Origin of the sequence: Glycomyces sp. NPDC048151, from assembly GCF_043202775.1 — a bacterium.
Classification (GTDB): Bacteria; Actinomycetota; Actinomycetes; order Mycobacteriales; family Micromonosporaceae; genus Glycomyces.
This window is the reverse complement of record NZ_JBIDBB010000001.1, coordinates 633397-655557: the sequence shown is the minus strand read 5'-3', so window position 1 is coordinate 655557 and position 22161 is coordinate 633397. Positions and strand designations below refer to the sequence as shown.

General features: G+C 70.8%; 19 protein-coding genes and 1 tRNA gene. 11 read left to right on the top strand and 9 right to left on the bottom strand.

What is annotated here, in order from left to right; genetic code table 11:
* Nucleotides 1-120 precede the first annotated feature (120 nt).
* Nucleotides 121-1395: a serine hydroxymethyltransferase gene (gene glyA, locus ACGGCP_RS03205; protein ID WP_392960294.1), complete on the top strand. Its 1275-nt coding sequence runs from the start codon at nucleotides 121-123 to the stop codon at nucleotides 1393-1395.
* Nucleotides 1396-1620: 225 nt separating this feature from the next.
* On the top strand, nucleotides 1621-3195 hold the full coding sequence (locus tag ACGGCP_RS03200; RefSeq protein WP_392960292.1) for a hypothetical protein: 1575 nt from the start codon (nucleotides 1621-1623) through the stop codon (nucleotides 3193-3195).
* Nucleotides 3196-3425: 230 nt separating this feature from the next.
* On the opposite strand, the gene ACGGCP_RS03195 is transcribed toward ACGGCP_RS03200, so the two are convergent.
* Complete coding sequence (locus ACGGCP_RS03195; RefSeq protein ID WP_208498944.1) at nucleotides 3426-3644, bottom strand: hypothetical protein; 219 nt, start codon at nucleotides 3642-3644, stop codon at nucleotides 3426-3428.
* A 349-nt stretch (nucleotides 3645-3993) separates the two neighbouring features.
* On the opposite strand from ACGGCP_RS03195, the gene ACGGCP_RS03190 reads away from it, so the two are divergent.
* Together ACGGCP_RS03190 and ACGGCP_RS03185 are read left to right on the top strand one after the other, a co-directional pair.
* Nucleotides 3994-4815 (top strand): P1 family peptidase, encoded by an 822-nt coding sequence (locus ACGGCP_RS03190; protein WP_392960288.1) that lies wholly within the window; start codon nucleotides 3994-3996, stop codon nucleotides 4813-4815.
* Between the two features lie 14 nt (nucleotides 4816-4829).
* Nucleotides 4830-5714 (top strand): endo alpha-1,4 polygalactosaminidase, encoded by an 885-nt coding sequence (locus ACGGCP_RS03185; RefSeq protein WP_392960286.1) that lies wholly within the window; start codon nucleotides 4830-4832, stop codon nucleotides 5712-5714.
* Here the strand turns inward: ACGGCP_RS03185 and ACGGCP_RS03180 are convergent.
* A complete protein-coding gene (locus ACGGCP_RS03180) occupies nucleotides 5696-7186 on the bottom strand; it encodes a diguanylate cyclase domain-containing protein (protein WP_392960283.1) in 1491 nt (496 codons plus the stop codon). The two genes, ACGGCP_RS03185 and ACGGCP_RS03180, sit on opposite strands and share 19 nt — an antisense overlap.
* 233 nt (nucleotides 7187-7419) lie before the next feature.
* On the opposite strand from ACGGCP_RS03180, the gene ACGGCP_RS03175 reads away from it, so the two are divergent.
* From ACGGCP_RS03175 to ACGGCP_RS03160, 4 genes are all read left to right on the top strand, one after another.
* Nucleotides 7420-8559: a hypothetical protein gene (locus ACGGCP_RS03175; protein ID WP_392960280.1), complete on the top strand. Its 1140-nt coding sequence runs from the start codon at nucleotides 7420-7422 to the stop codon at nucleotides 8557-8559.
* Nucleotides 8544-9695 carry an LCP family protein gene (locus ACGGCP_RS03170; protein WP_392960278.1) on the top strand — a complete coding sequence of 384 codons (1152 nt, stop codon included), beginning with the start codon at nucleotides 8544-8546 and terminating at the stop codon, nucleotides 9693-9695. The genes ACGGCP_RS03175 and ACGGCP_RS03170 overlap by 16 nt, the downstream gene beginning before the upstream one ends.
* A 92-nt stretch (nucleotides 9696-9787) precedes the next feature.
* Nucleotides 9788-10897, top strand: coding sequence for an LCP family protein (locus ACGGCP_RS03165; protein ID WP_392960275.1), 1110 nt, complete (start codon nucleotides 9788-9790; stop codon nucleotides 10895-10897).
* 83 nt (nucleotides 10898-10980) lie between these two features.
* A complete protein-coding gene (locus ACGGCP_RS03160; RefSeq protein ID WP_392960273.1) occupies nucleotides 10981-12081 on the top strand; it encodes an LCP family protein in 1101 nt (366 codons plus the stop codon).
* Between the two features lie 74 nt (nucleotides 12082-12155).
* Here ACGGCP_RS03160 and ACGGCP_RS03155 read toward each other — a convergent pair whose 3' ends face one another.
* The 4 genes from ACGGCP_RS03155 to ACGGCP_RS03140 all read right to left on the bottom strand — a co-directional run bounded on the left by ACGGCP_RS03155 (nucleotide 12156) and on the right by ACGGCP_RS03140 (nucleotide 16336).
* A complete protein-coding gene (locus ACGGCP_RS03155; protein WP_392960270.1) occupies nucleotides 12156-13004 on the bottom strand; it encodes a siderophore-interacting protein in 849 nt (282 codons plus the stop codon).
* 157 nt (nucleotides 13005-13161) lie between these two features.
* Nucleotides 13162-15129 (bottom strand): FtsX-like permease family protein, encoded by a 1968-nt coding sequence (locus ACGGCP_RS03150; RefSeq protein ID WP_392960268.1) that lies wholly within the window; start codon nucleotides 15127-15129, stop codon nucleotides 13162-13164.
* Nucleotides 15126-16211, bottom strand: coding sequence for an ABC transporter ATP-binding protein (locus ACGGCP_RS03145; RefSeq protein WP_392960266.1), 1086 nt, complete (start codon nucleotides 16209-16211; stop codon nucleotides 15126-15128). The genes ACGGCP_RS03150 and ACGGCP_RS03145 overlap by 4 nt, the downstream gene beginning before the upstream one ends.
* Entirely contained in the window at nucleotides 16208-16336 is a 129-nt protein-coding gene (locus ACGGCP_RS03140) for a hypothetical protein (protein ID WP_392960263.1), read from the bottom strand. The genes ACGGCP_RS03145 and ACGGCP_RS03140 overlap by 4 nt, the downstream gene beginning before the upstream one ends.
* A 113-nt stretch (nucleotides 16337-16449) precedes the next feature.
* On the opposite strand from ACGGCP_RS03140, the gene ACGGCP_RS03135 reads away from it, so the two are divergent.
* Nucleotides 16450-17652: a sensor histidine kinase gene (locus ACGGCP_RS03135; RefSeq protein ID WP_392960260.1), complete on the top strand. Its 1203-nt coding sequence runs from the start codon at nucleotides 16450-16452 to the stop codon at nucleotides 17650-17652.
* 41 nt (nucleotides 17653-17693) lie between these two features.
* Here the strand turns inward: ACGGCP_RS03135 and ACGGCP_RS03130 are convergent.
* A tRNA-Tyr gene (locus ACGGCP_RS03130) sits at nucleotides 17694-17778 on the bottom strand.
* A gap of 200 nt (nucleotides 17779-17978) precedes the next feature.
* Between ACGGCP_RS03130 and ACGGCP_RS03125 the strand changes: the two genes are divergently transcribed.
* Nucleotides 17979-18470 carry a YajQ family cyclic di-GMP-binding protein gene (locus ACGGCP_RS03125; protein ID WP_392960257.1) on the top strand — a complete coding sequence of 164 codons (492 nt, stop codon included), beginning with the start codon at nucleotides 17979-17981 and terminating at the stop codon, nucleotides 18468-18470.
* On the top strand, nucleotides 18470-18670 hold the full coding sequence (locus tag ACGGCP_RS03120) for a hypothetical protein (RefSeq protein WP_392960254.1): 201 nt from the start codon (nucleotides 18470-18472) through the stop codon (nucleotides 18668-18670). The genes ACGGCP_RS03125 and ACGGCP_RS03120 overlap by 1 nt, the downstream gene beginning before the upstream one ends.
* On the opposite strand, the gene ACGGCP_RS03115 is transcribed toward ACGGCP_RS03120, so the two are convergent.
* Both ACGGCP_RS03115 and ACGGCP_RS03110 read right to left on the bottom strand, forming a co-directional pair.
* Nucleotides 18667-19824: a DUF418 domain-containing protein gene (locus ACGGCP_RS03115; protein ID WP_392960251.1), complete on the bottom strand. Its 1158-nt coding sequence runs from the start codon at nucleotides 19822-19824 to the stop codon at nucleotides 18667-18669. The two genes, ACGGCP_RS03120 and ACGGCP_RS03115, sit on opposite strands and share 4 nt — an antisense overlap.
* Nucleotides 19825-19940: 116 nt before the next feature.
* Nucleotides 19941-22148 carry an ATP-dependent RecD-like DNA helicase gene (locus ACGGCP_RS03110; RefSeq protein WP_392960249.1) on the bottom strand — a complete coding sequence of 736 codons (2208 nt, stop codon included), beginning with the start codon at nucleotides 22146-22148 and terminating at the stop codon, nucleotides 19941-19943.
* Nucleotides 22149-22161 lie beyond the last annotated feature (13 nt).

The window sequence follows — 22161 nt, the reverse complement described above, 5'->3', positions numbered from 1 at the left end:
CGTCTCACAGGGGAGGAAACGGATGGCGCCCAGCTCAGCGGTCCCGGCTATGCTCGGGACATCAAGGCCACCTGCCCGGTCGCCGTGCGAGATCATGCCGATCCAGCGAGGAGCATTGTCATGTCCGACGCCTACGAGGCTCTCACCGCGTCGCTCGCGGCCGTCGACCCCGAGATCGAACAGGCCATCGAGAACGAGGGGCGCCGCGAGTCCGAGAAGATCCGCCTCATCGCGTCCGAGAACTACGTTTCCCAGGCGGTCATGGAGGCGACCGGGTCGATCCTGACCAACAAGTACTCCGAGGGCTACGCCGGGAAGCGCTACTACGAGGGCCAGCAGTTCATCGACGTCGTCGAGCAGCTGGCGATCGACCGGGCGAAGTCCCTGTTCGGGGCCGACCACGCGAACGTGCAGCCGTACTCCGGCTCCCCCGCCAACCTCGCCGTCTACATGGCGTTCCTGAACCCGGGCGACAAGGTCCTCGGCATGGGGCTCCCCGCGGGCGGGCACCTGACGCACGGCGCGAAGGTCTCGGCGACGGGCAAGTGGTTCGACGCCGTGCACTACGGGGTCCGCCGCGACACCGGCCGCATCGACCTCGACGAGGTCGCCGAGATCGCGCGAGCCGAGCGCCCGAAGATGATCATCTGCGGCGGCACCGCGATCCCCCGCACCGTCGACTTCGCGGGCTTCAAGGCCATCGCGGACGAGGTCGGGGCGGTCCTCATGGCCGACATCGCGCACATCGCGGGCCTCGTCGCGGGCGGCGCGCACCCGACCCCGGTCGGGCTGGCGGACGTCGTCACCACGACCACCCACAAGACCCTGCGCGGCCCGCGCGGCGCGATGATCCTCACCAAGGAGGAGCACGCGAAGGCCATCGACAAGGCGGTCTTCCCGGGTCTCCAGGGCGGCCCGCACAACCACACCACGGCGGCGATCGCGGTGGCGCTGAAGGAGGCCGCGAAGGACTCCTTCAAGGAGTACGCGGGGCAGATCGTCAAGAACGCGAAGGCGCTCGCGGCGGGCCTGACCGCGCGCGGGTTCGACCTGGTCTCGGGCGGCACCGACAACCACCTGATCCTGGTGGACCTGACGAGCAAGGACATCGCCGGGAAGCCCGCGGCGAAGGCGCTGGACGCGGCCGGCATCGAGCTGAACTTCAACTCGGTCCCGTTCGACCAGCGCAAGCCGTTCGACCCGTCGGGCCTGCGCATCGGCACCGCCTCGGTGACGACCCGCGGCATGCTCGAGGCCGACATGGACCTCATCGCGGGCTGGATCGACCGGGCCGTGGCCGCCGCCAAGGACGGCAAGGACAACGAGCTCGACGTGATCGCCGGTGAGATCCGCGAGCACACGAAGTCCTTCCCGATCCCTGGCTGGAAGGCCTAGGCATCCGCTGCTGACAGCGGCCTCATAAGGACACAGCCGCAACAGGGGCGCTCGACCGCGACGGTCGGTCGCCCCTGTTCGCTGCGCCCGCAACCGGTCTCGGGAAGAATTTCAGGCGACATTGCAACCGGTGATCGAGCGGATGCGTCTTGCTGATAAGAGACCACCCGCCTCGCGGTACCCCTGACCACGGCATCGCAATGAATCCTCAAAGGACAACACCCCATGAGACCCTCATACCCCCGGAACACCGGAAGGCGCCTGCTCACGGCGGCCGCCGCCGCGGCGCTCGGCGCGGGCGCCTTCGCGCTCCCGGCCGCCGCGCAGGACGCCGAGCCCGTCATCGACGTCGCTATTGAGAACCCGATCTACTTCGACGGGGAGTTCTCCGACTTCTCGGCGTCGATCGACTTCGGCGACGGCTTCGACCCCGCGGGCAAGGACGTCGCCGTCACGCTCGAGTTCGTCGGGACGCTCAACGGCGACTTCGAATTCGACGCCGGAGCCGAGGAGGGCTGCACCCTGGGGCAGACCTCGGCGATGACCTGCCCCAAGGTGCCCACCGGGCCCGTGACCGAGTTCGCCTTCCAGTACAGGGCGGCGGACGTGGTCCCCGTGGGCCAGTACCCGTACCGGGTCGAGTTCGCGCTCAACGGCGAGACCGTCGCCGAGACCTCCGGCACCATGGAGGTCGACAGCGAGCCTGTCGGCTCTGAAGAGCCGTTCCTGTACGACACCACCCAGATCGAGCTCGACCCCGGCGAGACCGCCGGGGTGGACCCCGGGTACTACCAGGACGGCGCGCTTCCGTCCGACACCGAGGCCTTGGCCTTCAGCTTCACCGGGAGCTCCTACATCCTGACCGGCGCGGTGACCGCGGCCGCCGAGTACGACAACTGCGTCGACGGCGGCAGCGGGTCCAGCGTCACCTGTGTCGTCACTGATTTCGAGGACGTCCCCGGCGGGGTCTTCGTCCCGAGCCCGGTCGACTACACGCTCGACGCGGAGATCCCCGGCAGCTTCGAGGTCTGCGGCTGCGAGTTCGCCGTCCGACCGCTCGACGCCGAGACCCTCGCGTCCGAGTTCGGGGACCTCTCGTGGGACGAAGGCTCGGACCGCCTGTTCGCGACGACGCTGGCGGACCCCGACGGGAACCCCGACCACTTCGACGACACCGGCTACATCGACGTCCGCAGCACCGGCCAGCTGTACGACCTCTCGGTCGGCAAGGCGAACGCCAGCGGGGCCAAGAACACCGAGACCACCGTCAAGGTCAAGGTCGGCAACGGCGGTCCGGCCGGGGCCATCGCGTTCTTCGACGGCCCGGGCAGCTACGCCCTCTTCGGGACCCTGCCGACCGGGCTCGACCTCGTCAAGGTCTCCGGTGACGGCTGGAACTGCCTCGACAAGGCCGACTGGGCGAGCTACCTGTCCCAGGTGGATCCCGCGAAGCTGGAGAAGCTCGACTTCGTGTGCTTCTTCAGCAGCCTCGCCGACGACAAGTCGCTCACCCTCGACGTGAAGGTCAAGGTCACGAGCACAGCCAAGGCGTCGGACGGATCGCTGGAGGTCGTCGCGCTCGAGCACGACGAGTACCCGGGCCAGTTCGACAGCGATCTGAAGAACAACAAGGCCGAATTCACCGTGAACGCCACCGGCAACGGGTCCAGCACGCCGAAGCTGCCGAAGACCGGCACGTCGCTCGGGATGATCGTCGGCGGCGCCGCCCTGGTGCTCGTCGTCGGTGTCGTGCTCATGGTCGTCACCGCCCGCCGCCGCAAGGCCGGCGCCGAGGAGTAGCCGGAAACGGCTGGCACGCAAGGGAACATGAAGGGCCCCGGCCTGCGGCCGGGGCCCTTTCGCGTGTCCGGGACGCCGGAGGCGGGCCCCGTCTTCCGACTGGGCCCGCCTCCGGGAGAGCGAAACGCGCCGGGCTCTTGGGAGACAGCCGCAGCGCGTCGCGTTCTAGTGGGATTGTTGAGTTTTGCAGTCTTGCGGCCGGCGCCTTGTGGGCGCGCTCGCCTCGGTCCTTAGCGGGCCAGGCCGGCGAGGGCGCGGCCCTCGACGCGGTCGGCCGCCCGGCGCAGGACGCCGGCGGTCGAGAGGCGGACCTTCTCCGGGCGGGTGACGCCGAAAGCGTAAGGCTTGTCGGCACGCCCGTCGTCAACGACCGGGGCGTTCGGCAGGGCCGAGTTGGCAACGGTGTTGGCGGCGTCGACTGCGAGGAATGCACCTACGAACTCGTACATGATCTTTCCTTCCCGGCTGGGTAAGCCGGTTTGTATTTCTTGGGAGAACCGCTCGTCGATGACGCCATTGTCGACGGCGGGAATCGGATGCGGTCTGACCGCGTCCGGGCCGGGGGCAATACCAATTTACGACTTCGCAAGCTCCGTCATGGCCGAACGTTTGCGGGTTCACCGTTCCGTTCCTGCTCCTTCGGCTTCGTCTTCAATGCTAAGGCGTGCGCGCCCGGGAAATCCAGGGATTTCGCGTGGGTCACAGGTGTCCCCCGACACTGTCCACAAAGAGCTTAGTTACCGTTCGGTTATCGAATTTCAGAGGCAGCCGGAGGGCCCGTGACGGTACTCTGTCCGGATGCGGGACATGGGAGTTCGCGTCGGCCACTGGACCGGCGAGCACACCGGTTGCACGGTGCTGCTGTTCGAGAAGGCCACGACCGCTTCGGGCGAGGTGCGGGGCGGGGCCCCGGCCAGCCGCGAGATCGAGCTGCTCGACCCGCTCAGGGCGAACACCGGAGTCGACGCGGTGCTGCTCACCGGCGGGTCCGCGTTCGGGCTCGCGGCGGCGGACGGGGTGATGCGGTGGCTGGCCGAGCACGGCCGCGGTGTCGTCACGCCGGGCGGGAAGGTCCCGATCGTGCCGACGCTCGGGCTCTACGACCTCGACGGGTCCGGGACGGTTCCCGGTGCGGCCCAAGGCTATGAGGCGTGCGACGCGGCGATGGCGCCGTTCGAGCCCGCACTGGACGGCCCGATCGGCGCGGGCCGGGGCGCGACCGTGGGCCAGTGGCGGGGCGTGACGCTCCCGTCGGGCCTGCGGACGGCCACCGTCTGGGCCGGGCCCGTGGCCGTGAGCGCGCTCGCGGCGGTGAACGCGTTCGGCGAACCGGGTCCGCTCGACCGGGAGCTGCTGCGGCCCGAGGGCTTCGCGGTCGAAGGCTTCGGGCGCAACACGACCATCGGCGTCGTCGTCACGAACGCGCGGCTCGACAAGGTCGAATGTGCGCTGGTCGCGCAGGGCGCGCACGACGGCCTCGCGAAGGCGATCAGCCCCGTGCACACCCGGATGGACGGCGACGCGTTCATCGCGGCCTCCACCGGGCGGCTCGCGGCGTCGGTCGACGTGGTGCGGGCCCTAGCGGTCGAAGCGGTCGCCGAGGCCATCAGCGCCGAGTGACTATCCTGCGCAGCATGAGACTTCGTGCCGCGCTGCTGGTGCTCCCCCTGGTCCTCGCCGGATGCACCCAGGAGACCGGCGAGTCGGACGCGACCGCCGAGGCGGCGTCCGCGGACTGGATCTACCAGCTCTCCGGGTACGAGGACGACCGGCTCGACGCGCTCGCGGCCGCGCCGTTCGGCACGGCCGTCATCGACCTCGCCCGCGACGGCGGCGAGGACTACTTCACCGCCGACGAGATCGGCGCCCTCCAGGACTCCGGCAAAAGCGTCTACGCGTACTTCACCATGGGCTCCATCGAGACCTACCGGCCCGAGTACGACGCCGTCGCCGCCGCCGACATCGTCTTGAACCTGTGGGGCGACTGGCCCGACGAGCACTTCGTCGAGTACTGGGACCAGCAGTGGTGGGACCTGGTCATGCGGCCGCGCCTGGACCAGGCGACCGCGGCCGGGTTCGACGGCGTGTACCTCGACGTGCCGAACGCGTACGAGGAGATCGACCTCGCGCTCGTGCCCGGCGAGACCCGGGAGTCCTTGGCGCAGAAGATGGTCGACCTCGTCATCAGAGCCGACGAGCACGCCGGGGACGACCTCGAGATCCTCGTCCAGAACTCCCCCGAGCTGCGCGAGTACCCCGGCTACCTCGACGCGATCGACGGGATCGGCGTCGAAGAGCTGTTCTTCCTCAACCCCGACGAGCCGTGCGCCGAGGAGTGGTGCGCCGAGAACCTCGCGAACACGCGCGCGATCCGCGACGCCGGGAAGCTCATCCTGGCCGTCGACTACGCCGCCGAACCCGCGAATGTCGCCGCCGCGTGCGAGCGCTACGACGAAGAGGGCTTCCACGGCGCCGTCGCCGGGATCGACCTCGACGCGGTCTACGAACCGTGCCCCTGACGCGGCGCCAGTAAGGCGTTCCCCTCCCAGAAGTTCTTGCGGGACCGCTTCATCTGGTACATCGCCTGGTCGGCCGCCCACAGCGTCTGCGACGGGTTGCCGCCCGCCGCCAGGCGCGCCCAGCCGATCGACACGTCCACCGGGGTCCCCGGCACCGAGTACTCCCAGTTCTCGCTCGACACCGCCACCCGGATGCGCTGCGAGACCGCGTCCGCGTCGTACTCCGTGGCGCCCGGCAGGACGAGGATGAACTCGTCGCCTCCCGTGCGCGCCAACAGGTCCCCGGTGCGCACCACGCTCGACAGGAGCGCCGCGACCCGCTGCAGGATCGCGTCCCCCGCCTGGTGGCCGTGGGTGTCGTTGACGGCCTTGAAGCCGTCGAGGTCGAGCACCGCGATCATCCCGTCGCCGTCCACATCGGACAGGAACTCGTCGAGGCGGCGGCGGTTCGGCAGGCCCGTCAGATCGTCCGTGTTCGCCCGGTCCGCCCAGCCCGCGACCGCCCGCCGCAGCTGGTCCCGGTCCACCAGGGCCCCGGCCGAGTCCAGGTAGATCGTGTGGAACTCGTTGATCTGCTTGTACAGCGCGTACGTCGTCGCGTGCGCCGCCAGGATCGACGCCGCGTGGTCGCCCTTCGCCACCAGCGCCAGCGAACGCAGGTGCTGCGGCTCCATCACCCCCAGCGTCTCGTCGCCGATCTCCCGCGCCTCCAGCACCTCGAGGGCCTCCAGGCCCCGCGCCTGCGCGATCAGCCGCGACGCGCGCGCCAGCGTGCGCAGGTCCATCGCCTCCACCGACGACGTCTCCTCCGGCAGGAGGTGCTCCACCGTCCAGTTCTCGGTCACCGCGCCCAGCAGCCCCACCCGCGCCAGCGCGTAGTGGATCCACTCGACCTCGCGCGTGTCCAGCTCGTGCAGGCTCGGCTTGACCCGGCGGAGCTCCTTGAGCAGCAGGTAGTTGCAGGCCCGCGCGTCACCGGTGTAGTAGCGCAGGAGCGCGTCCCGCACCCGCACCTCGACGCCCTCCACAGAGGAGCGCCCGACGCCGGTGCCCTCGGCGAGGGTGTGGCACTCGTCGAGCGCCTGCGAGGCCTGCTGCTGGTAGCCGCAGTTGGAGAGGATCACGGCCAGGTCGTACCAGGCGTCGACCGCGGCCTGGCTCTCCTCCGTCATCGCCTGGAGCGCGCGACGCGACAGCACCAGCTGCTCGGCCGTGAGGCCCAGGGCCTTGATGTAGTGGTGGTAGTACCAGGCCGCGAGCGCGTGGTACTTCCCGGTGAGGCGGGCGTCCTGGCAGCGGGAGACGGCGGCCCCGGCCTGGTCGATCGTGCCGGGGATCCTGTCGGTCGCCCGCTGCGAGATCTGGCCCTGGAGGATGAACAGCCACGCCTGCGCGCGCTGGTGCACGGTCTCGGAGTTGTAGACGATCCACGTGGCCTCCGCGACGGCCTCGGCGACCTGCCCGGACCGCATGAGGGCACGCAGACGCCGGTACTGATCGGCATAATCACGCGCAGACGTGATCCCCCTCCGTGGCGTCACGCGCTCTATCCTGCCACCGCGGAGCCGATATATCCAGTGGCGCACGTCGTGGGCCCGATATGCCTTGCGTTCGCGAATGGGCAAGCGCCCGAACCGTTTTCCTCCGTGCGCTGCGCCCGGCGCATACAGTGGGAGCAGTGCCCGAAATGGAAGGATGGTGGGCTTTGCTCCCTCGAAGTCCGCACAGTGTGCGCCCGTGCAGCAGCTGCGGCGAACCGCTGCCCTCCGACCCCGACGCGCACGTCCTCTCCTGCGGCGCGTGCGGCACCGAGCTGCACGGCCGTCCGGCCGTCAAACGGCTCGTCGACCCCGACTGGACCGCGTTGCCCCCCAAGGCGACACTGCGGTACGCCGACGACACCCCGCTGCCGCTGACGGCCCCGGAGGGCATCGTGCCGTTCCGCGTCGAGCGGGCCACCGCGCGGCGGCTCCTGCGGGACTGGGCGCGGCGGGGCCACCTCGCGCCGCGGGACTTCCGCAAGATCGACGAGTCGGAGTCGTTCCGGGGCGCCTACCTGCCGTTCTGGGTGTGGGAGGCGCGCACCAGCTCGCGGTACAAGGCGGCGCGCGGCGAGTACGAGTGGGCGAAGGGCGGCTCGGGCCGGGTGCGCGGCGTCCGGTGGTTCCCGGCGGCGGGCCGGGTGGACCGGGACTTCGCGGCGGTGCCGGTGGCGGCGACGGTGCGGCTGGAGGGGACGGCGCTGGCGGACCTGCTGCGGGACTGGTCGCTGGGGGACGCGGTGGCGTTCGCGCCGGAGATGCTCGAGGGGTACTGGACGCAGGGCTTCGACCTGGAGCCGGAGGTGGGGCTGGAGCTGGCGAAGGCCCGGATGGCGGCCGAGGTGGAGCGGGAGGTGCGGGCACGGGTCGGCGGGGACGAGCAGCACGTGCCGAGCATCGAGACGGTGTACGCGGGGCTGGCGTACCGGCTGGTGCTGCTGCCGGTGTGGCTGGTGTCGTACGCGCACCGGGGGCGGCGGCGGATGGTCGCGGTGCACGGGGAGACCGGCCGGGTGGTGGGCGAGCGCCCCCTGAGCGGTCTGAAACTGGCTTTTGCAACGGTCCTCATGTTGGGTGTGGCAGGGGCCATACTGTATTTCGGCCTTTTATCCCTTTCGTCCGGTGGTTCGATCCCGCCGGGCGGTAGAGGAAACAACCACGTGACGTACATGCTCTATGGTTCCTGGGACGCTGCGCGCCTGCTCAGCCGGGCGCGCTCCCCCCCGAGCGCGCCGGCCTTCCCCCATCGGGCGCCTCGACACCCCCACGACCAGTTCCGGGAGACGCAATGGGCAGCCCGATGAAGCACGCCGTCGCCAAGGCATCGTCGCCGTGGTGGGCGAAGGCCATGGTCGTCTCCGGCTCCATGGTCATGGTGATCTCCGGCGGCGGCGCGATCGCGGCCCAGGTGGGCGTCACCGTCCTCGAGGACTCGGTGAACCAGGCGGACCTCCTCGGCGACCAGCGGGTCGAGGCCGAGGAGGGCGAGAAGATCACCGGGCCGCTCAACTTCCTGGTGCTCGGCACCGACGAGCGCGTGGGCGCCGGGGGCGAGGCCCGCACGGACGCCGACATCATCGTGCACGTCAACGAGGACCTGACGCAGGTCAGCATGATCTCGCTGCCGCGCGACCTGCTCGTGGAGATCCCCTCCGGCGTCCCGGAGTCGGAGACGAAGCTGACCGAGGCGTTCGCGTACTCCGAGGACTGGGGCGAGTCGTTCCAGAACACGGCCGAGACGATCACGAACCTGACCGGGATCGAGTTCGACGGCGGCGCGATCGCGAACTTCGAGGGCTTCCTGGAGATGGTCGACGTGCTCGGCACGATCGAGCTGTGCCCGTGGCACGAGATCACGTCGATCCACGGCGACAAGAAGACCTACCCCGAGGGCTGCGCCGAGTACAACAAGGAGGACGCCCTCGACCTGGTGCGCCAGCGCTACGGGTGGGACTCCGAAGAGGACTACGCGAACGGCACGTGGGGCGACTTCGGCCGCCAGAAGATGCAGCAGCAGGCGATCAAGAAGATCCTGGAGCGGGCCAAGGAGAAGGGGTACGCCACGGACCCGACGAAGGCCGTGGAGCTCCTCAACAGCTTCGGCGACGCGCTCACCCTGGACGTGGGCAACTACAGCCTGGTCGACATGATCACACAGATGCGCGACGTGGACCCGAACGGGATCGTCTCGATCGGCACGCCGTCCTCCGAGGGCGAGATGTACGGGACGTCGTACGTCATGATCCACGAGGGCACCGAGGAGGAGGTCGCCGCGGACTCGCTGTGGGAGGCGATCGCGAACGACACCATCAACGAATGGGCGTGCCAGAACGACAAATGGCTCTCGGGCGATTCGCAACCCGATTGCGCCGCAGTGCCGGTCGACGGCGGGACCGCCGCCGAAGACGCCACGGCGAGCGACGAGCCAACCGCGAACTGAGGTCCGGCCGCAGGTCCGACGAGCATGCAACCCCTCGCGTTTATCAAAGCGTTATGCATAGGGAATAATGCTGACCTGACCATTGGAGTTGCATGGCTGGCAAAAGCGGCGCGCCCTGGTGGGCGCACATGATGCTGTACGCGGGCGGTCTGACCATGGTCGTCGCCGGGGGTGCGGCGGCGGTGGCGCAGATCGGCTACAACACCGCGAACGGGGCGGTGGAGAACGAGGACATCCTCGGCGACCGGGCCGAGATGGACGTGGAGAACATCTCGGGCCCCCTGAACATCCTGGTCCTCGGCGTCGACAAGCAGGGCGGGTCGACCCGCTCCGACACGATGATCATGGTGCACGTCAACAAGGACCTGACCGACGTGTCGATGGTGTCGCTCCCGCGCGACCTGTACGTCGAGATCCCCGACTGCGGGCCCGGTTACAGCGGCAACACGTGCATGAACAAGCTCAACCACGCGGCGTCGATCAGCGACGACTGGGAGGGCGAGACCCTCCCGAACGTGGTGGAGACGATCGACAACCTCACCGGCGTCGAGTTCCACATGGGCGCCACCGTCGACTTCAACGGGTTCATGGACCTGGTGGACCTCGTCGGCGAGATCGAGCTGTGCCCGTGGCAGGAGATCCAGTCGATCCACGGCGACAAGCGGGTCTTCCCCGAGGGCTGCGCCATGTACGACAAGGAGGAGTCGCTCGACCTCATCCGCCAGCGCTACGGCTGGACCGACTGGGAGAGCGGCCTCGGCGGCGACTACGGGCGCCAGGCCATGCAGCAGCAGGCGATCAAGTCGCTCATCAAGGAGCTCAAGGCCGACGGTTACCACAAGGACGTCGGGAAGCTCACCGACCTGTTCGAGGGCCTGCAGGGCAAGCTGACGCTCGACCTGCCCGACGGCCTGACCGCCGTCGACCTGGCGATGAACCTGCGCGACCTCAACCCCGAGGACATCACGTCGATCCGGGTGCCGGCGACCTCGCAGGAGACCGAGGTGGGCTCCTCGGAGGTCATCATGGAGGGCGAGCAGCAGATCGCGGCCGACGCCCTGTGGTCGGCGCTGCAAACCGACACCATGGACCAGTGGATCGCCCAGTACCCGGAATGGGTCAAGCAGACCGGGAACGCCGCGACGACGCCGCCTGAGACCGAGGGGACCGCGGACGAGACGTCCACCGGGACGACCGACTGAGAAGACCTCGCACTCCGGATGCAACTGCGGGCCCGGTTCGAACGTGACTCCTACGGCATTCGCAGCCGAACCCTGGAGTGACGATGGCCGGCAAGAGCGGCGCGCCCTGGTGGGCGCACCTGATGACGTACGCGGGCGCCCTGACGATGGTCGTCGCGGGCGGCACGGCGGGCGTGGCGCAGTTCGCGTCGACGACCGCCGAGAACGCCGTGCCGACCGAGAACATCCTCGGCGACGCGCAGGCGGAGGTCGAGGAGATCAAGGGCCCGCTGAACATCCTCGTGCTCGGCGTCGACAAGCAGGGCGACTCGACCCGCTCGGACACGATGATCCTCGTGCACATCAACGAGGACCTGACCGAGACGACGATGGTGTCGCTCCCCCGCGACCTGTGGGTCGAGATCCCCGACTGCGGGCCCGGGTACAGCAACAACCCGTGCGAGAACAAGATCAACCACTCGGCGTCGATCAGCGGCGACTGGGAGGTGACGCGCCCGAACGTGGTGCAGACGATCTACGACCTGACGGGCGTCGAGTTCCACATGGGCGCCACGGTCGACTTCGAGGGCTTCCTGGGCCTGGTCGACCTGGTCGGCGAGATCGAGCTGTGCCCGTGGCACGAGATCCAGTCGATCCACGGCGACAAGCGCGTGTTCCCCGAGGGCTGCGCGATGTACGACAAGGACGAGTCGCTCGACCTCATCCGGCAGCGCTACGGCTGGTCGTGGGACTCGGACTGGCAGGAGGGCCGCGGCGGCGACTACGGCCGCCAGGCGATGCAGCAACAGGCGATCAAGTCGCTGCTCAAGGCGTTCAAGGCGAAGGGCTACCTGACCGACCCGGGCAAGCTCACCGAGATCCTCGAGGGCTTCGGCGACTCGCTGACGATCGACAAGCCCGAGGAGTGGAGCATCACCGACCTCGCGGTGAACCTGCGCGACATCGACCCCGAGAGCATCACGAGCGTCCAGGTGCCGTCGTCGACCGACCAGACGTACCTGGGCGGCGAGGAGATCTCGATCGTCATGACCCACGAGGGCGACGAGCAGGTCGCGGCCGACGCCCTGTGGGACGCGCTGCAGCACGACACGCTCGACCAGTGGATGGCGCAGTACCCCGAGTGGGTCAAGACCCCGGGGAAGACGCCGACCGAGACGGCGACGGAGACCGCCACGACGGACTAGGACGACGAAAGGGAAGGGCCCCTCCACGGATTGACGGCTCGCGAGCCACGCCGAGGCAGCAGGCCCCTTTTCGCTTACGCCGCTGCGGCTCTGGCCTCGTCCTCGTCGTCGACCTTGCGCCACTCCGTCTTGCTGGACTGCCAGCCGTCCTCGTCGTGGCCGAGGCGCCAGTAGCCGGAGACCGACAGGCGCTCCTTGGGGACCTCGTGCTCGAAGCGGAGGAGGCGGCGCAGGTCGCGGACGAAACCGGCCTCGCCGTGGACGAAGGCCTGCACGTCCCCGGCGGGGAAGTCGAAGGCGCGCACGGCCTCGACGAGGCGCTCGCCGACGCGGGCGCCGCCGCGGTGGAGCCAGGTGACCTGGACGTCCCCGGCGGACTTGAACTGCTGCTCCTCTTCAGGCCCTTCGACCTCGAGGAAGACGTGGGCGCGCGTGCCGGGGTCGAGGCGTTCGACGGCGGCCGAGATCGCCGGGACCGCGGACTCGTCGCCCGCGAGGAGGTGCCAGTCGGCGTCGTGCGCCGGGGCGTACGCGCCGCCGGGACCGGCGAAGCGCACGAGCGCGCCGGGCTCGACCGTCGCGGCCCACGGGCCGGCGACGCCCTCGTCCCCGTGGTAGACGAAGTCGATCGAGAGCTCGCGGGCGGCCCTGTCCCACTTGCGCACGGTGTAGGTGCGGGTGACCGGCCACTGCTCGCGCGGGTACTCCTCGCGGATGCGGGCCAGGTCGAACGGCTCGGGGTAGTCGACGCCCGGGGCCGGGAACTGGAGCTTCAGGTAGTGGTCGGTGTAGTCGCCGCAGTCGAACTCCGCCAGGCCCTCGCCGCCGAGCACGACTCGGATCATGTGCGGGGTGACCCGCTCGGTGCGCAGCACTTCGGCGGTGGTGACCCTGGGGGTCCGGCGTCCTCGGCCTTCAGCCATCTCGGCTCCTCCGGTACACGGCTCGTGTGCCCACATCCCAGCACGGGCAACTTAGGTTTCCCTAACTATCACACTTGGAAACTCGGCGCCGCCAGTGGGATCGGACACGGACCGGGGCCGCCACACCCCCAGCATGGCGGCCCCGGAGCTTCCCTGGCTAGTCCGGACGCGGGCTCACGTCGTGCATGACCGAGCGCAGGAGCGGGCGCGACAGGGCCCCGGCCGCGATCACGGCGGCGACCCCGGCCGCCACCGTGGCGCCGAGGATGAGCGCGCCGCTCGCGTCGAAGCCCATGCCGCCGATCACGGGCGAGGTCAGGACCATCCCGGCGAGGATCGACGCGCCGCCGATGATCCCGAGCGGCAGCAGCGTCTCCTGGCGGCGGGCCCGGTCGAGGACCCGCTGCTCCGTCCCGGCCAGGTGCAGGAGCCGGTAGGTGCGGCGGCGGTCGAGGACCGACCCGATCGCGCTGATCGCCGCCGAGACCGCCGCGGTCGCGAACACGACCGCGAGGACCACGGTGACGCCGGTGCGCACGGACGCGACGAGCCGGTTCGACATGATGCTCGAATCGACCTCCCGCTCGGGCGGGTCGCCGGGCAGGGCGGCGGTCATCACCGTCCGCACCGCCTCCAGGTCCGCGCCAGACGTCGTCGCCTCGATCACGGCGCTCTCGGCGTCGGCCGTCAGGTACCCGCTGGAGTCGACGACCGCGACCTCGGCGGTGCCGCCGAGCCGCTCGGCGAGGTCGGCCGCGAGAACGTCCGCCTCGTCCGCCGGGACCATCGCCGCCACCGACTCCGTGCCCTGCGCGCTCGTGTCCGTCTGCAGCATCGGGAACATCGCGACCGACCCGGCCACGAACCCCGCGATCGCGACCCCGGCCACCGCGCGCCACGCGGCCTTCGGGTCGTCCGCGAGCCGCCGGGCCGCCAGCAGCCGCTCCGGGCCCCGCGCGGTCCGCGCCAGGATCCGGCCGAGCCTCTGACAGATCCACGGCCCGACCAGGTTCACCGCCGCGAGCGTCGCCGCGAACAGGCCGATGAGGATCGCCACGGCGACCATGTCGCCGCCGACCAGGTTCGAGCCGACCATGAACGCGATCGCCAACACGGCGAACACGACCAGGCGGATCGCCTTGAGGCCCTTGGTCTTCACGCGCCGCGCCACCCCGAGCGGGCTGATCACGACGCTGCGCAGGCCGATGAGCGCCGACACGGCCACCAGGACCGGCACCGCGGCCGCCACGGCGAGCATCCACGGGGCGCCGGCCCACAGGTCGCTCACGTACCAGCGTCCGCCGTCGATCGGGATGAGCGCGGCCAGAGGCGTCACGAGCATCCACGCGAGCGTGCCCGCGACCGCCCCGGCGACCGCCGCCAGCGTCGTCTCGATCAAGGTGAGGCGCACGACCTGCCCCGGAGTCGCGCCGACCAGGCGCAGCGTCGCGAGCCGCTCGTCGCGGCGGGACACCGTGAGGCGCGCGGCGGCCGCGCCGAACACGGCGGCGGGCACGGCCATGAGGATCGCGGCCAGGACCATGAGGATCATGTAGAAGCCGTACACGGTGTCCGCGTTCCCGACGGCGAACGAGTCGATCTCCCTGGGGGACACGCCGTCCGCGCTCGTGCGCTCGGCGGTCATGGCCGGGTCGGCGGCGTCGCGGCCGACGACGGCGACGAGCTCGTTCGGGTGCGCGAGCGCTTCAGCGCCCAGTTCGCCCGCGACGCGCACGTCGCCGTAACGGTCGAGGAAGTCCGATGCCGGGACGCCTTCGAGGAGGTCGGCGGCGGCAGGAGAGAGCCAGACCTCGCCGGGCGCGGGGAACGCGTCCATGCCCGGCGGCACGGGCGCGTCGCCGCCCAGGGCCGCGAGGTCGACGCGGGTGATCGAGTCGCCGCCGAAATGGTCTGCGGCCGTGGCGATCACGGCCGCGCCGGTGCCGGACGCCTCCGACGGGTCGCGCCAGTCGGTGCGGTCGGCCCGCTCGGCGAACGCGAAGTTCCCGGCGACCGCGAACTGCAGCAGGAGGGTCGCGACGGCGACCGCGAGCGCGGTCAGGCCCGTGCTCAGCAGGGCGCTGCGCCCGCCCAGCCGGGTCAGCCGCCAGGCAAGCTCGGTCATCGCCACACCTCGACCACGGATTCGGGACCGAAGTCCGGACCGGGAGCGGGACGCGAAGCGCCCGAACCGAAGACCGGGCGGCCCGTGAACCGCGCCGTCGGCGCGCCGACGCCCGGCGCGGGCGACCCGTCCCCTGCGTCCGCCGCGGCCCGGCCGCCGCGCGGGCCCGCGCCGTCGCCGCGGGCGAACGCGTCGCTGCCGCGCCCCACCGCGCCCGCGGCCTGGACCGTCCCGGCGGCGAACGCCACCGGTGCCGCATCGGAACCCCCGCCGCGCACCGGGAGCGAGACCGCGCCCTGCGGCGCCGAACCGGCCCGCAGGCCCGCCCCGACCTGCTCGTCCGCGACAGGACCCTCTGCCGCGGGACCCTCTGCGAACCCGCCGAAGCCGCCCGCCGCGCCGTCCCCGGTCCGCGGCGTGCCTGAGAGGCGGCCGTCGCGGATCTCGATCGTCCGCGTGCAGCGCGAAGCGATCCGCGGGTCGTGCGTGACCACGACCAGCGCCGCGTCCAGCTCCCGCACCGTGTCGAGCAGGACCCCCATCACCTGGTCGCCCGTGGCCCGGTCGAGCGCGCCGGTCGGCTCGTCCGCGAACACCACCGCCGGACGCACCACGAGCGCCCGCGCCAGCGCCACCCGCTGCGCCTCGCCGCCGGAGAGTTCGCCGGGACGCCGGTCCTCCTTGCCCTCCAAGCCGAGCCGCTTGAGCTCGGCGCGGGCCGGGCCGAGCGCGGCCTTGCGGGACGTGCCGCCGAGCATGAGCGGCAGCGCCACGTTCTCGTCGGCCGGGAGCTCCGGCAGGAGCTGCCCGAACTGGAACAGGAACGCGAACCGGGTGCGCCGCAGATGGCTGCGCTGGCGCTCGGAGAGGGTGTCGATGCGCTCGTCGAACAGGCGCACCTCCCCCGAGTCGGGCCGCATGATCCCGGCCAGGCAGTGCAGGAGGGTCGACTTGCCGGAGCCGCTGGGCCCGGTCACGGCCACGGACTCGCCGGGGCCGACGTGGAAGTCCACGCCGTCGAGGGCGGGGGCGGTGCCGAAGCGCTTGGCGAGGGCGCGGGCGGTGAGCATCGGGGGCCTCATCGGCGGGCCTTCCTCTCGGTCGGGACGAAGGGGAGGGCCGTGCCCGCGATGAGGAACGCGAGGGTGAGCACCAGGCTCACGACCATGCTGATCTCCAGGCTGAGCTCAAAAAGGAAGTCGTTCATGGAGCCAGCTTGTCCCGCGACAGGGGTCCCCCACTTCGGCTCGGCGGCCGGTTTCGGGCGGCGCGGGTCGGCCGTTCGACCGAGGGGCCGTGAAACACGGTTACGGTCGTGGCATGACGTCCACCTCCGCCGTGCGCTCGATGCACGGCCGCTTCAACCGGCTGCTGATGCGGCTGCTCAAGATCGGCATCGTCGGCACCCTGCTGCTGATGCTCGCCGCCGAGACGTTCTCGAGCAGCGCGGACGACCGGCCGCCGATGGTCTCCTGGCTCTCCTGGGTGCAGGTGGCGGTCTCGCTGTTCGTGATCGGCGTGTACGTCTGGTACCGGCCCGGCCGCAAGCGGTGGATCGCCGCCGCCGCGGTCGCGTCGCTCGCCATGACCGGTCTCGACATGGTCTACGACCAGGGTGTGCGCGGGGTGGGCACCGCCGAGCTGTTCGCGCTGGGCCTGCTCATGCTCTTCGCGGTCCGCCACTGGGACGCGCCTCCCGGGCGGTGGGTCGCGTTCGCGACCGGCACCGCCGTGATGCTCATCGGGTTCCGGCTGTTCGACGAGGAGCTCGAGTCCGCGGCGGTCGGCGGCACCGTCCTGATCTTCATGACGATGACCACCGTGATCGGCTTCGGGGCGTACCTGCGCAGCATGGACAAGCTGCGGCGCGAGACGCAGGAGGAGGTGCGGCAGGCCGAGCGGCTCGAGCTCGCCCGGGAGATGCACGACTTCGTCGCGCACCACGTCACGGGCATGGTCGTGCTCGCGCAGGCCGCGCAGGTGACGAACACCGATCCCAAGAAGGCGTTCGCGGACATCGAGGAGGCCGGGCTCGCGGCGCTGACCTCCATGCGGCGCATGGTGAAGATGCTCCGCAACGACGCCGAAGGCGCGGGCACGAACCCGCTCGGGGACCTCGCGCAGATCGAGGACCTGGTGGAGCGGTTCAGCCGCGAGGGCACGGACGCGACGTGCTTCATCTCGCCCGAGCTCGCCGGGAACACGGTCGCGCCGGAGATCGCGGCGACGGCGCACCGGGTCGTGCGGGAGGCGCTGACGAACGTGCGGAAGCACGCGCGCGGGGCGACGCGCGTGCGCGTGGTCGTGGCGGCCGCGAGCGGGAACGGCCTCGAAGTTTCGGTGCGGGACGACGGCCGGGCGGCGCGCGGGAAACTCTCGGACTCGGGCGGCGGCATGGGTCTGCTGGGCCTCGGTGAGCGCATCGAGGCGGTCGGGGGCCAGCTCAGGGCCCAGGCGAGGCCCGAGGGCGGGTGGGAGACGGCCGCGTGGCTGCCGCGCGAGTCGGCGGTCCCGGCGGAATGAACGGGAAAGGCCCCGACCTGGTGGTCGGGGCCTTCCGCTACTGGTGGCAGGTGCAGGATTCGAACCTGCGAAGTCGATGACGGCTGATTTACAGTCAGCTCCCTTTGGCCACTTGGGTAACCTGCCGTGGCTTGTAGCGAGAGCAAGAATAACCTCCCGCCCGAGGGGGCCCGCAAGCGGGTTATCCCCAGTTGAGACGGCGTTCACTGCGCCCGGGCCGCAATGCGCCCGCCCGGGCCGGTGCGGCAGGACTAAGCTTGGCGGTCGCGCCCCTCGCGCCGCCCCTCGTACTGCGCCTTGCACCTGCACGGAAGGACCGGACTGCCATGGCCGACGCCTCGTTCGACATCGTCTCCGAGATCGACCTCGCCGAACTCGACAACGCGATCAACCAGACCCAGCGCGAGCTGGCCACCCGGTTCGACTTCCGGGGGACCGGCGCGAGCGTCGAGCGCTCCGGCGACGAGGCGGCGCTCATCACGGCCGAGACCGAGGACCGCGTGAAGGCGGCCCTCGAGGTGCTCAAGGAGAAGCTGATCAAGCGCGGGATCTCCCTGAAGGCCCTGGACGCGGGCGAGCCGCGCGCGTCGGGCAAGGAGACCAAGATCGACGTGACCTTCAAGCAGGGCATCTCGACCGAGGACGCCAAGAAGATCGGCAAGATCATCCGCGACGAGGGCCCCAAGGGCGTCAAGCCGCAGGTCCAGGGCGACAAGCTGCGCGTCACGGGCAAGAAGCGCGACGACCTGCAGGAGGTCATCGCGCTCCTCAAGGGCAAGGACCTCGAGGTGGCGCTCCAGTTCACCAACTACCGCTGATGGACGTCACCTGGATCAACGTCCTGGTCCTCGCCCTGTTCGTCGTGGGCGGGGGCCTGGTCGCGCTGATGGTGACGATCACGCAGCGCAGCTACAAGCAGGACGAGAAGTCGGAGTTCTGGGTCGTGTACCCGTCTGCCGAGCGCGGCGAGCGCCGGGCCCGCGGGGAGGACGCGGACCCGGCGGCCGAAGAGGCCTAGCGCTTTTCAGAAAGGCGCCGCAGCAGCGTCTCGAAGGGGCCGCGCCGTCCGGCGCGGCGCATCCACTCGGCGATGAGCAGCGTGGCCAGCCAGATCGCGAACGCGACGGCGAAGGAGCCCGCCATGCTCACGTCCCCGGCGAGGTCGAGTGTGAACGGGTAGAACAGCACCAGGATCGCGGCTGACTGGAACAGGTAGAACGTCATCGAGCGCTGCCCGAGGGCGGCGACGGCGGTGGCGACCGGGCCGGGGCGGGTCATGCGGGAGGCGACGAGCCCGATGAGGGCGGCCCCGCCGACGCCTCCGGCGTAGCCGCCGGCGGAGTGCAGGACGGCCGAGAGCCACCACATGGTCCCGGGTTCGGCGTCCCAGTGGCCGGTCTGGACGAGTGCGTAGGGGAGCCGGGCGGCGAGCGCGAAGCCGAGCGCGCCGAAGGCGAGGCCGCGCAGCAGCCCGAGGTGGGCTGCCGGGTCGTCGAGGACGTGGCGGCGCGCGGCCCACAGGCCCAGGAGCATCCCCGGCACGACGCCGAAGACCGAGAGCACCACTTTGAACGAGGCGACGCCGAGGCCGAGGACCACGTGCTCGCCGTAGCTTCCGGTGAACATCATCTCCAGGGAGAGCTCGCCCGCGGCGTAGCGGCGCAGCAGGTCCACTTCGGTCCAGGCGGTGAAGCCGACCGCGAGGACGAGGGTCGCGAGCGCGGTCCACAGGATCGCCTTGTCGCCGCGGCGCACGAGCCCGGCGAAGAGCAGCAGGGTGAGGCCGTACGTGGAGATGAAGTCGATCGGGACGAGCAGCACCATGTGCAGCAGGCCGATGACGAGGAGCCAGAAGCCCCTGCGGCGCATGAGCTTGCGTACGTCGGTCCATTCGGCGCCCTGGGCGGCGCGGCGGTAGGCGAGCTGGCCGAGGCCGTAGCCGAACAGCACGATGAACATGACGCGGGCCTGGTTGTCGAGCAGGTACACGCCCGCGAACTCGGCGGTCGCGTTCACCGCCCCGGTGCCCCAGTCGGTGATGAAGCCGCGCACGTGGGCGAGGCAGATCGCCAGCAGCATGAGGCCGCGGGCGAGGTCGGGGGCGAGCGACCGCGTCCTCGCGGCGGCGAAGTCGGGAGGGGCGAGGAGGCCCGCGGCGGCGGGGTGGGACATGGGTGCTCCTTGGTGAGGCGGTGGAACGTTCGTGGCGCGCAATCGCCATGAGCATAATATACATATACGTATAGTCGTTCGCAAGGCGCTGCCGCGGGCGGCCGGTCCGGCGCGTTCTAGGCGTCCAGGCGGTGCGCGAGTCCCGTGTGGCGCTTGCCGGTGCCCTTGGTACGCACGGCGACAGCGAGCGCCTGCTTGGAGCCGACGAGGACGACGAGGCGCTTGGCGCGGGTGATGGCGGTGTAGACGAGGTTGCGCTGCAGCATGGTCCATGCGCTCGTGGTCACCGGGATGACTACGGCGGGGTACTCCGAGCCCTGCGAGCGGTGGACGGTGATCGCGTAGGCGTGCACGAGCTCGTCGAGTTCGGCGAACTCGTACTCGACGTCCTCGTCCTCGTCGGTGTGGACGGTCATGGTCTGGGCGACCGCGTCGATCGCCTGGACGAGCCCGACGGTGCCGTTGAAGACCCCGGCCTTGCCCTTCGTGTAGTTGTTGCGGATCTGGATCACCTTGTCGCCCAGGCGGAAGACGCGTCCGCCGTGGCGGCGCTCGGGCAGGCCGTCCTTCGCGGGCGTGAGGGCCTCCTGCAGGCGGGCGTTGAGGTTCCCGGCGCCGGGGCCGCCGCGGTGCATGGGGGCGAGGACCTGGACGTCGCGGACGGGGTGGATGCCGAACCGCCGGGGGATGCGGTGGGCGACGATCTCGACGACGCGGTCGGCGACCTGCTCGTTGTCGTCGCACGCGAACCAGAAGAAGTCGGGGAAGCCGTCGAGCTCGGGCATCTGCCCCTGGTTCACCTTGTGGGCGTTGGCGACCACGCCGGACTCGGCGGCCTGCCGGAAGATCCGCGTCAGGCGCACGCGCGGGATCGCGGGCGCGGCGAGGAGGTCGCGCAGGACCTCGCCCGCGCCGACGCTCGGCAGCTGGTCGACGTCGCCGACGAGCAGCAGGTGCGCGCCGGGCGGCACGGCCTTCACGAGCTTGTTCGCGAGGATCGTGTCGAGCATCGAGGACTCGTCGACGACGAGGAGGTCCACGTCCAGGGGGTTGTCGCGGTCGTAGGCGGCGTCGCCGCCGGGCCGCAGCTCCAGCATCCGGTGCAGGGTGCGGGCCTCGAAGCCGGTGAGCTCGGCGAGGCGCTTCGCGGCGCGGCCGGTGGGGGCCGCGAGCATGACCTTGGCGCCCTTGGCTTTCGCGAGGGCCACGATCGAGGAGACGGTGAAGCTCTTGCCGCAGCCGGGGCCGCCCGTGAGGACCGCCACCTTCTCGGTGAGCGCGAGCTTCACCGCTTCGGCCTGCTCGGGGGCGAGCTCGGCTTCGGTGCGGCGGCCCAGCCACGCGAACGCCTTGTCCCAGTCGACGTCCCGGAACGCCGGGAGCCGCTCCTCGCCGGTGCGCAGGAGCCCGGTGAGCCCGGATGCGAGTCCGCGCTCGGCGTGGAAGAACGGCGCGAGGTACCGGGCGGGCACGGTGCTGTCCTTCGCGGGCACCTCGTCGGCGATGACGTGCTGTCCTTCTGCCGCAAGCTCGTCGAGGGCCCTGGCGACCGGCCCGGGTTCGAGGCCGAGGAGTTCGACGGTGTCGGCCACGAGGTTCGGGGCGGGCAGGAAGCAGTGCCCGGCGTCCGACGCCTGCGACAGCGTGTACTGCAGGGCGGCCTTGACCCGCTCGGGGGCGTCGTGCGGGATGCCGACCGCGCGGGCGATCGCATCGGCCGTGCGGAACCCGATGCCCCACACCTCGTTCGCGAGGCGGTACGGCTCGTTCTTGACCACCCCGATCGCGGCGTCCCCGTACTGCTTGTAGACGCGCACGGCCAGGGACGTGGAGACCTCCACGGACTGGAGGAAGACCATGACCTCCTTGACGGCCCGCTGCTCCTCCCAGGCGGCCGCGATCAGCTTGGTGCGCTTGGGGCCGAGCCCGGGGACCTCGACGAGCCGGGACGCGTCCGCGTCGATCACGTTCAGCGTCTCGACGCCGAAGTGCGCCACGATCTTCCCGGCGGTCTTGGGCCCGACCCCCTTGATGAGGCCGGACCCCAGATACCGCTCGATGCCCTGGACGGTGGCCGGGAGGACCGTCCGGTACGACCAGACCTCGAACTGGCGGCCGTACTTCGGGTGGCTCGACCAGCGGCCCGTCAGCGACAGCGACTCGCCGACCTGCGCGCCCAGGAGCGGGCCGACGATCGTGACGAGGTCGCCGCCGCCGCGCGCGGGGCTGGCCCGGGCGATCGTGTACCCGGTCTCCTCGTTGGCGTAGGTGACGCGCTCCAGGACTGCCGCTAGCTCCGTGCCGCCGGTTCGGGGTTCCGCCATGCGCCAACGGTAG

What these genes read in the sequence shown, in the direction of transcription:
- ACGGCP_RS03115 (WP_392960251.1), bottom strand. Translation starts at nt 19,824, where the DNA reads ATGTCCCACCCCGCCGCCGCGGGCCTCCTCGCCCCTCCCGACTTCGCC.
- ACGGCP_RS03190 (WP_392960288.1), top strand. Translation starts at nt 3,994, where the DNA reads ATGCGGGACATGGGAGTTCGCGTCGGCCACTGGACCGGCGAGCACACC.
- ACGGCP_RS03185 (WP_392960286.1), top strand. Translation starts at nt 4,830, where the DNA reads ATGAGACTTCGTGCCGCGCTGCTGGTGCTCCCCCTGGTCCTCGCCGGA.
- ACGGCP_RS03145 (WP_392960266.1), bottom strand. Translation starts at nt 16,211, where the DNA reads ATGAGGCCCCCGATGCTCACCGCCCGCGCCCTCGCCAAGCGCTTCGGC.
- ACGGCP_RS03195 (WP_208498944.1), bottom strand. Translation starts at nt 3,644, where the DNA reads ATGTACGAGTTCGTAGGTGCATTCCTCGCAGTCGACGCCGCCAACACC.
- ACGGCP_RS03155 (WP_392960270.1), bottom strand. Translation starts at nt 13,004, where the DNA reads ATGGCTGAAGGCCGAGGACGCCGGACCCCCAGGGTCACCACCGCCGAA.
- ACGGCP_RS03120 (WP_392960254.1), top strand. Translation starts at nt 18,470, where the DNA reads ATGGACGTCACCTGGATCAACGTCCTGGTCCTCGCCCTGTTCGTCGTG.
- ACGGCP_RS03125 (WP_392960257.1), top strand. Translation starts at nt 17,979, where the DNA reads ATGGCCGACGCCTCGTTCGACATCGTCTCCGAGATCGACCTCGCCGAA.
- ACGGCP_RS03135 (WP_392960260.1), top strand. Translation starts at nt 16,450, where the DNA reads ATGACGTCCACCTCCGCCGTGCGCTCGATGCACGGCCGCTTCAACCGG.
- ACGGCP_RS03200 (WP_392960292.1), top strand. Translation starts at nt 1,621, where the DNA reads ATGAGACCCTCATACCCCCGGAACACCGGAAGGCGCCTGCTCACGGCG.
- ACGGCP_RS03150 (WP_392960268.1), bottom strand. Translation starts at nt 15,129, where the DNA reads ATGACCGAGCTTGCCTGGCGGCTGACCCGGCTGGGCGGGCGCAGCGCC.
- ACGGCP_RS03110 (WP_392960249.1), bottom strand. Translation starts at nt 22,148, where the DNA reads ATGGCGGAACCCCGAACCGGCGGCACGGAGCTAGCGGCAGTCCTGGAG.
- ACGGCP_RS03165 (WP_392960275.1), top strand. Translation starts at nt 9,788, where the DNA reads ATGGCTGGCAAAAGCGGCGCGCCCTGGTGGGCGCACATGATGCTGTAC.
- ACGGCP_RS03140 (WP_392960263.1), bottom strand. Translation starts at nt 16,336, where the DNA reads ATGAACGACTTCCTTTTTGAGCTCAGCCTGGAGATCAGCATGGTCGTG.
- ACGGCP_RS03180 (WP_392960283.1), bottom strand. Translation starts at nt 7,186, where the DNA reads ATGCGGTCCGGGCAGGTCGCCGAGGCCGTCGCGGAGGCCACGTGGATC.
- glyA (WP_392960294.1), top strand. Translation starts at nt 121, where the DNA reads ATGTCCGACGCCTACGAGGCTCTCACCGCGTCGCTCGCGGCCGTCGAC.
- ACGGCP_RS03170 (WP_392960278.1), top strand. Translation starts at nt 8,544, where the DNA reads ATGGGCAGCCCGATGAAGCACGCCGTCGCCAAGGCATCGTCGCCGTGG.
- ACGGCP_RS03160 (WP_392960273.1), top strand. Translation starts at nt 10,981, where the DNA reads ATGGCCGGCAAGAGCGGCGCGCCCTGGTGGGCGCACCTGATGACGTAC.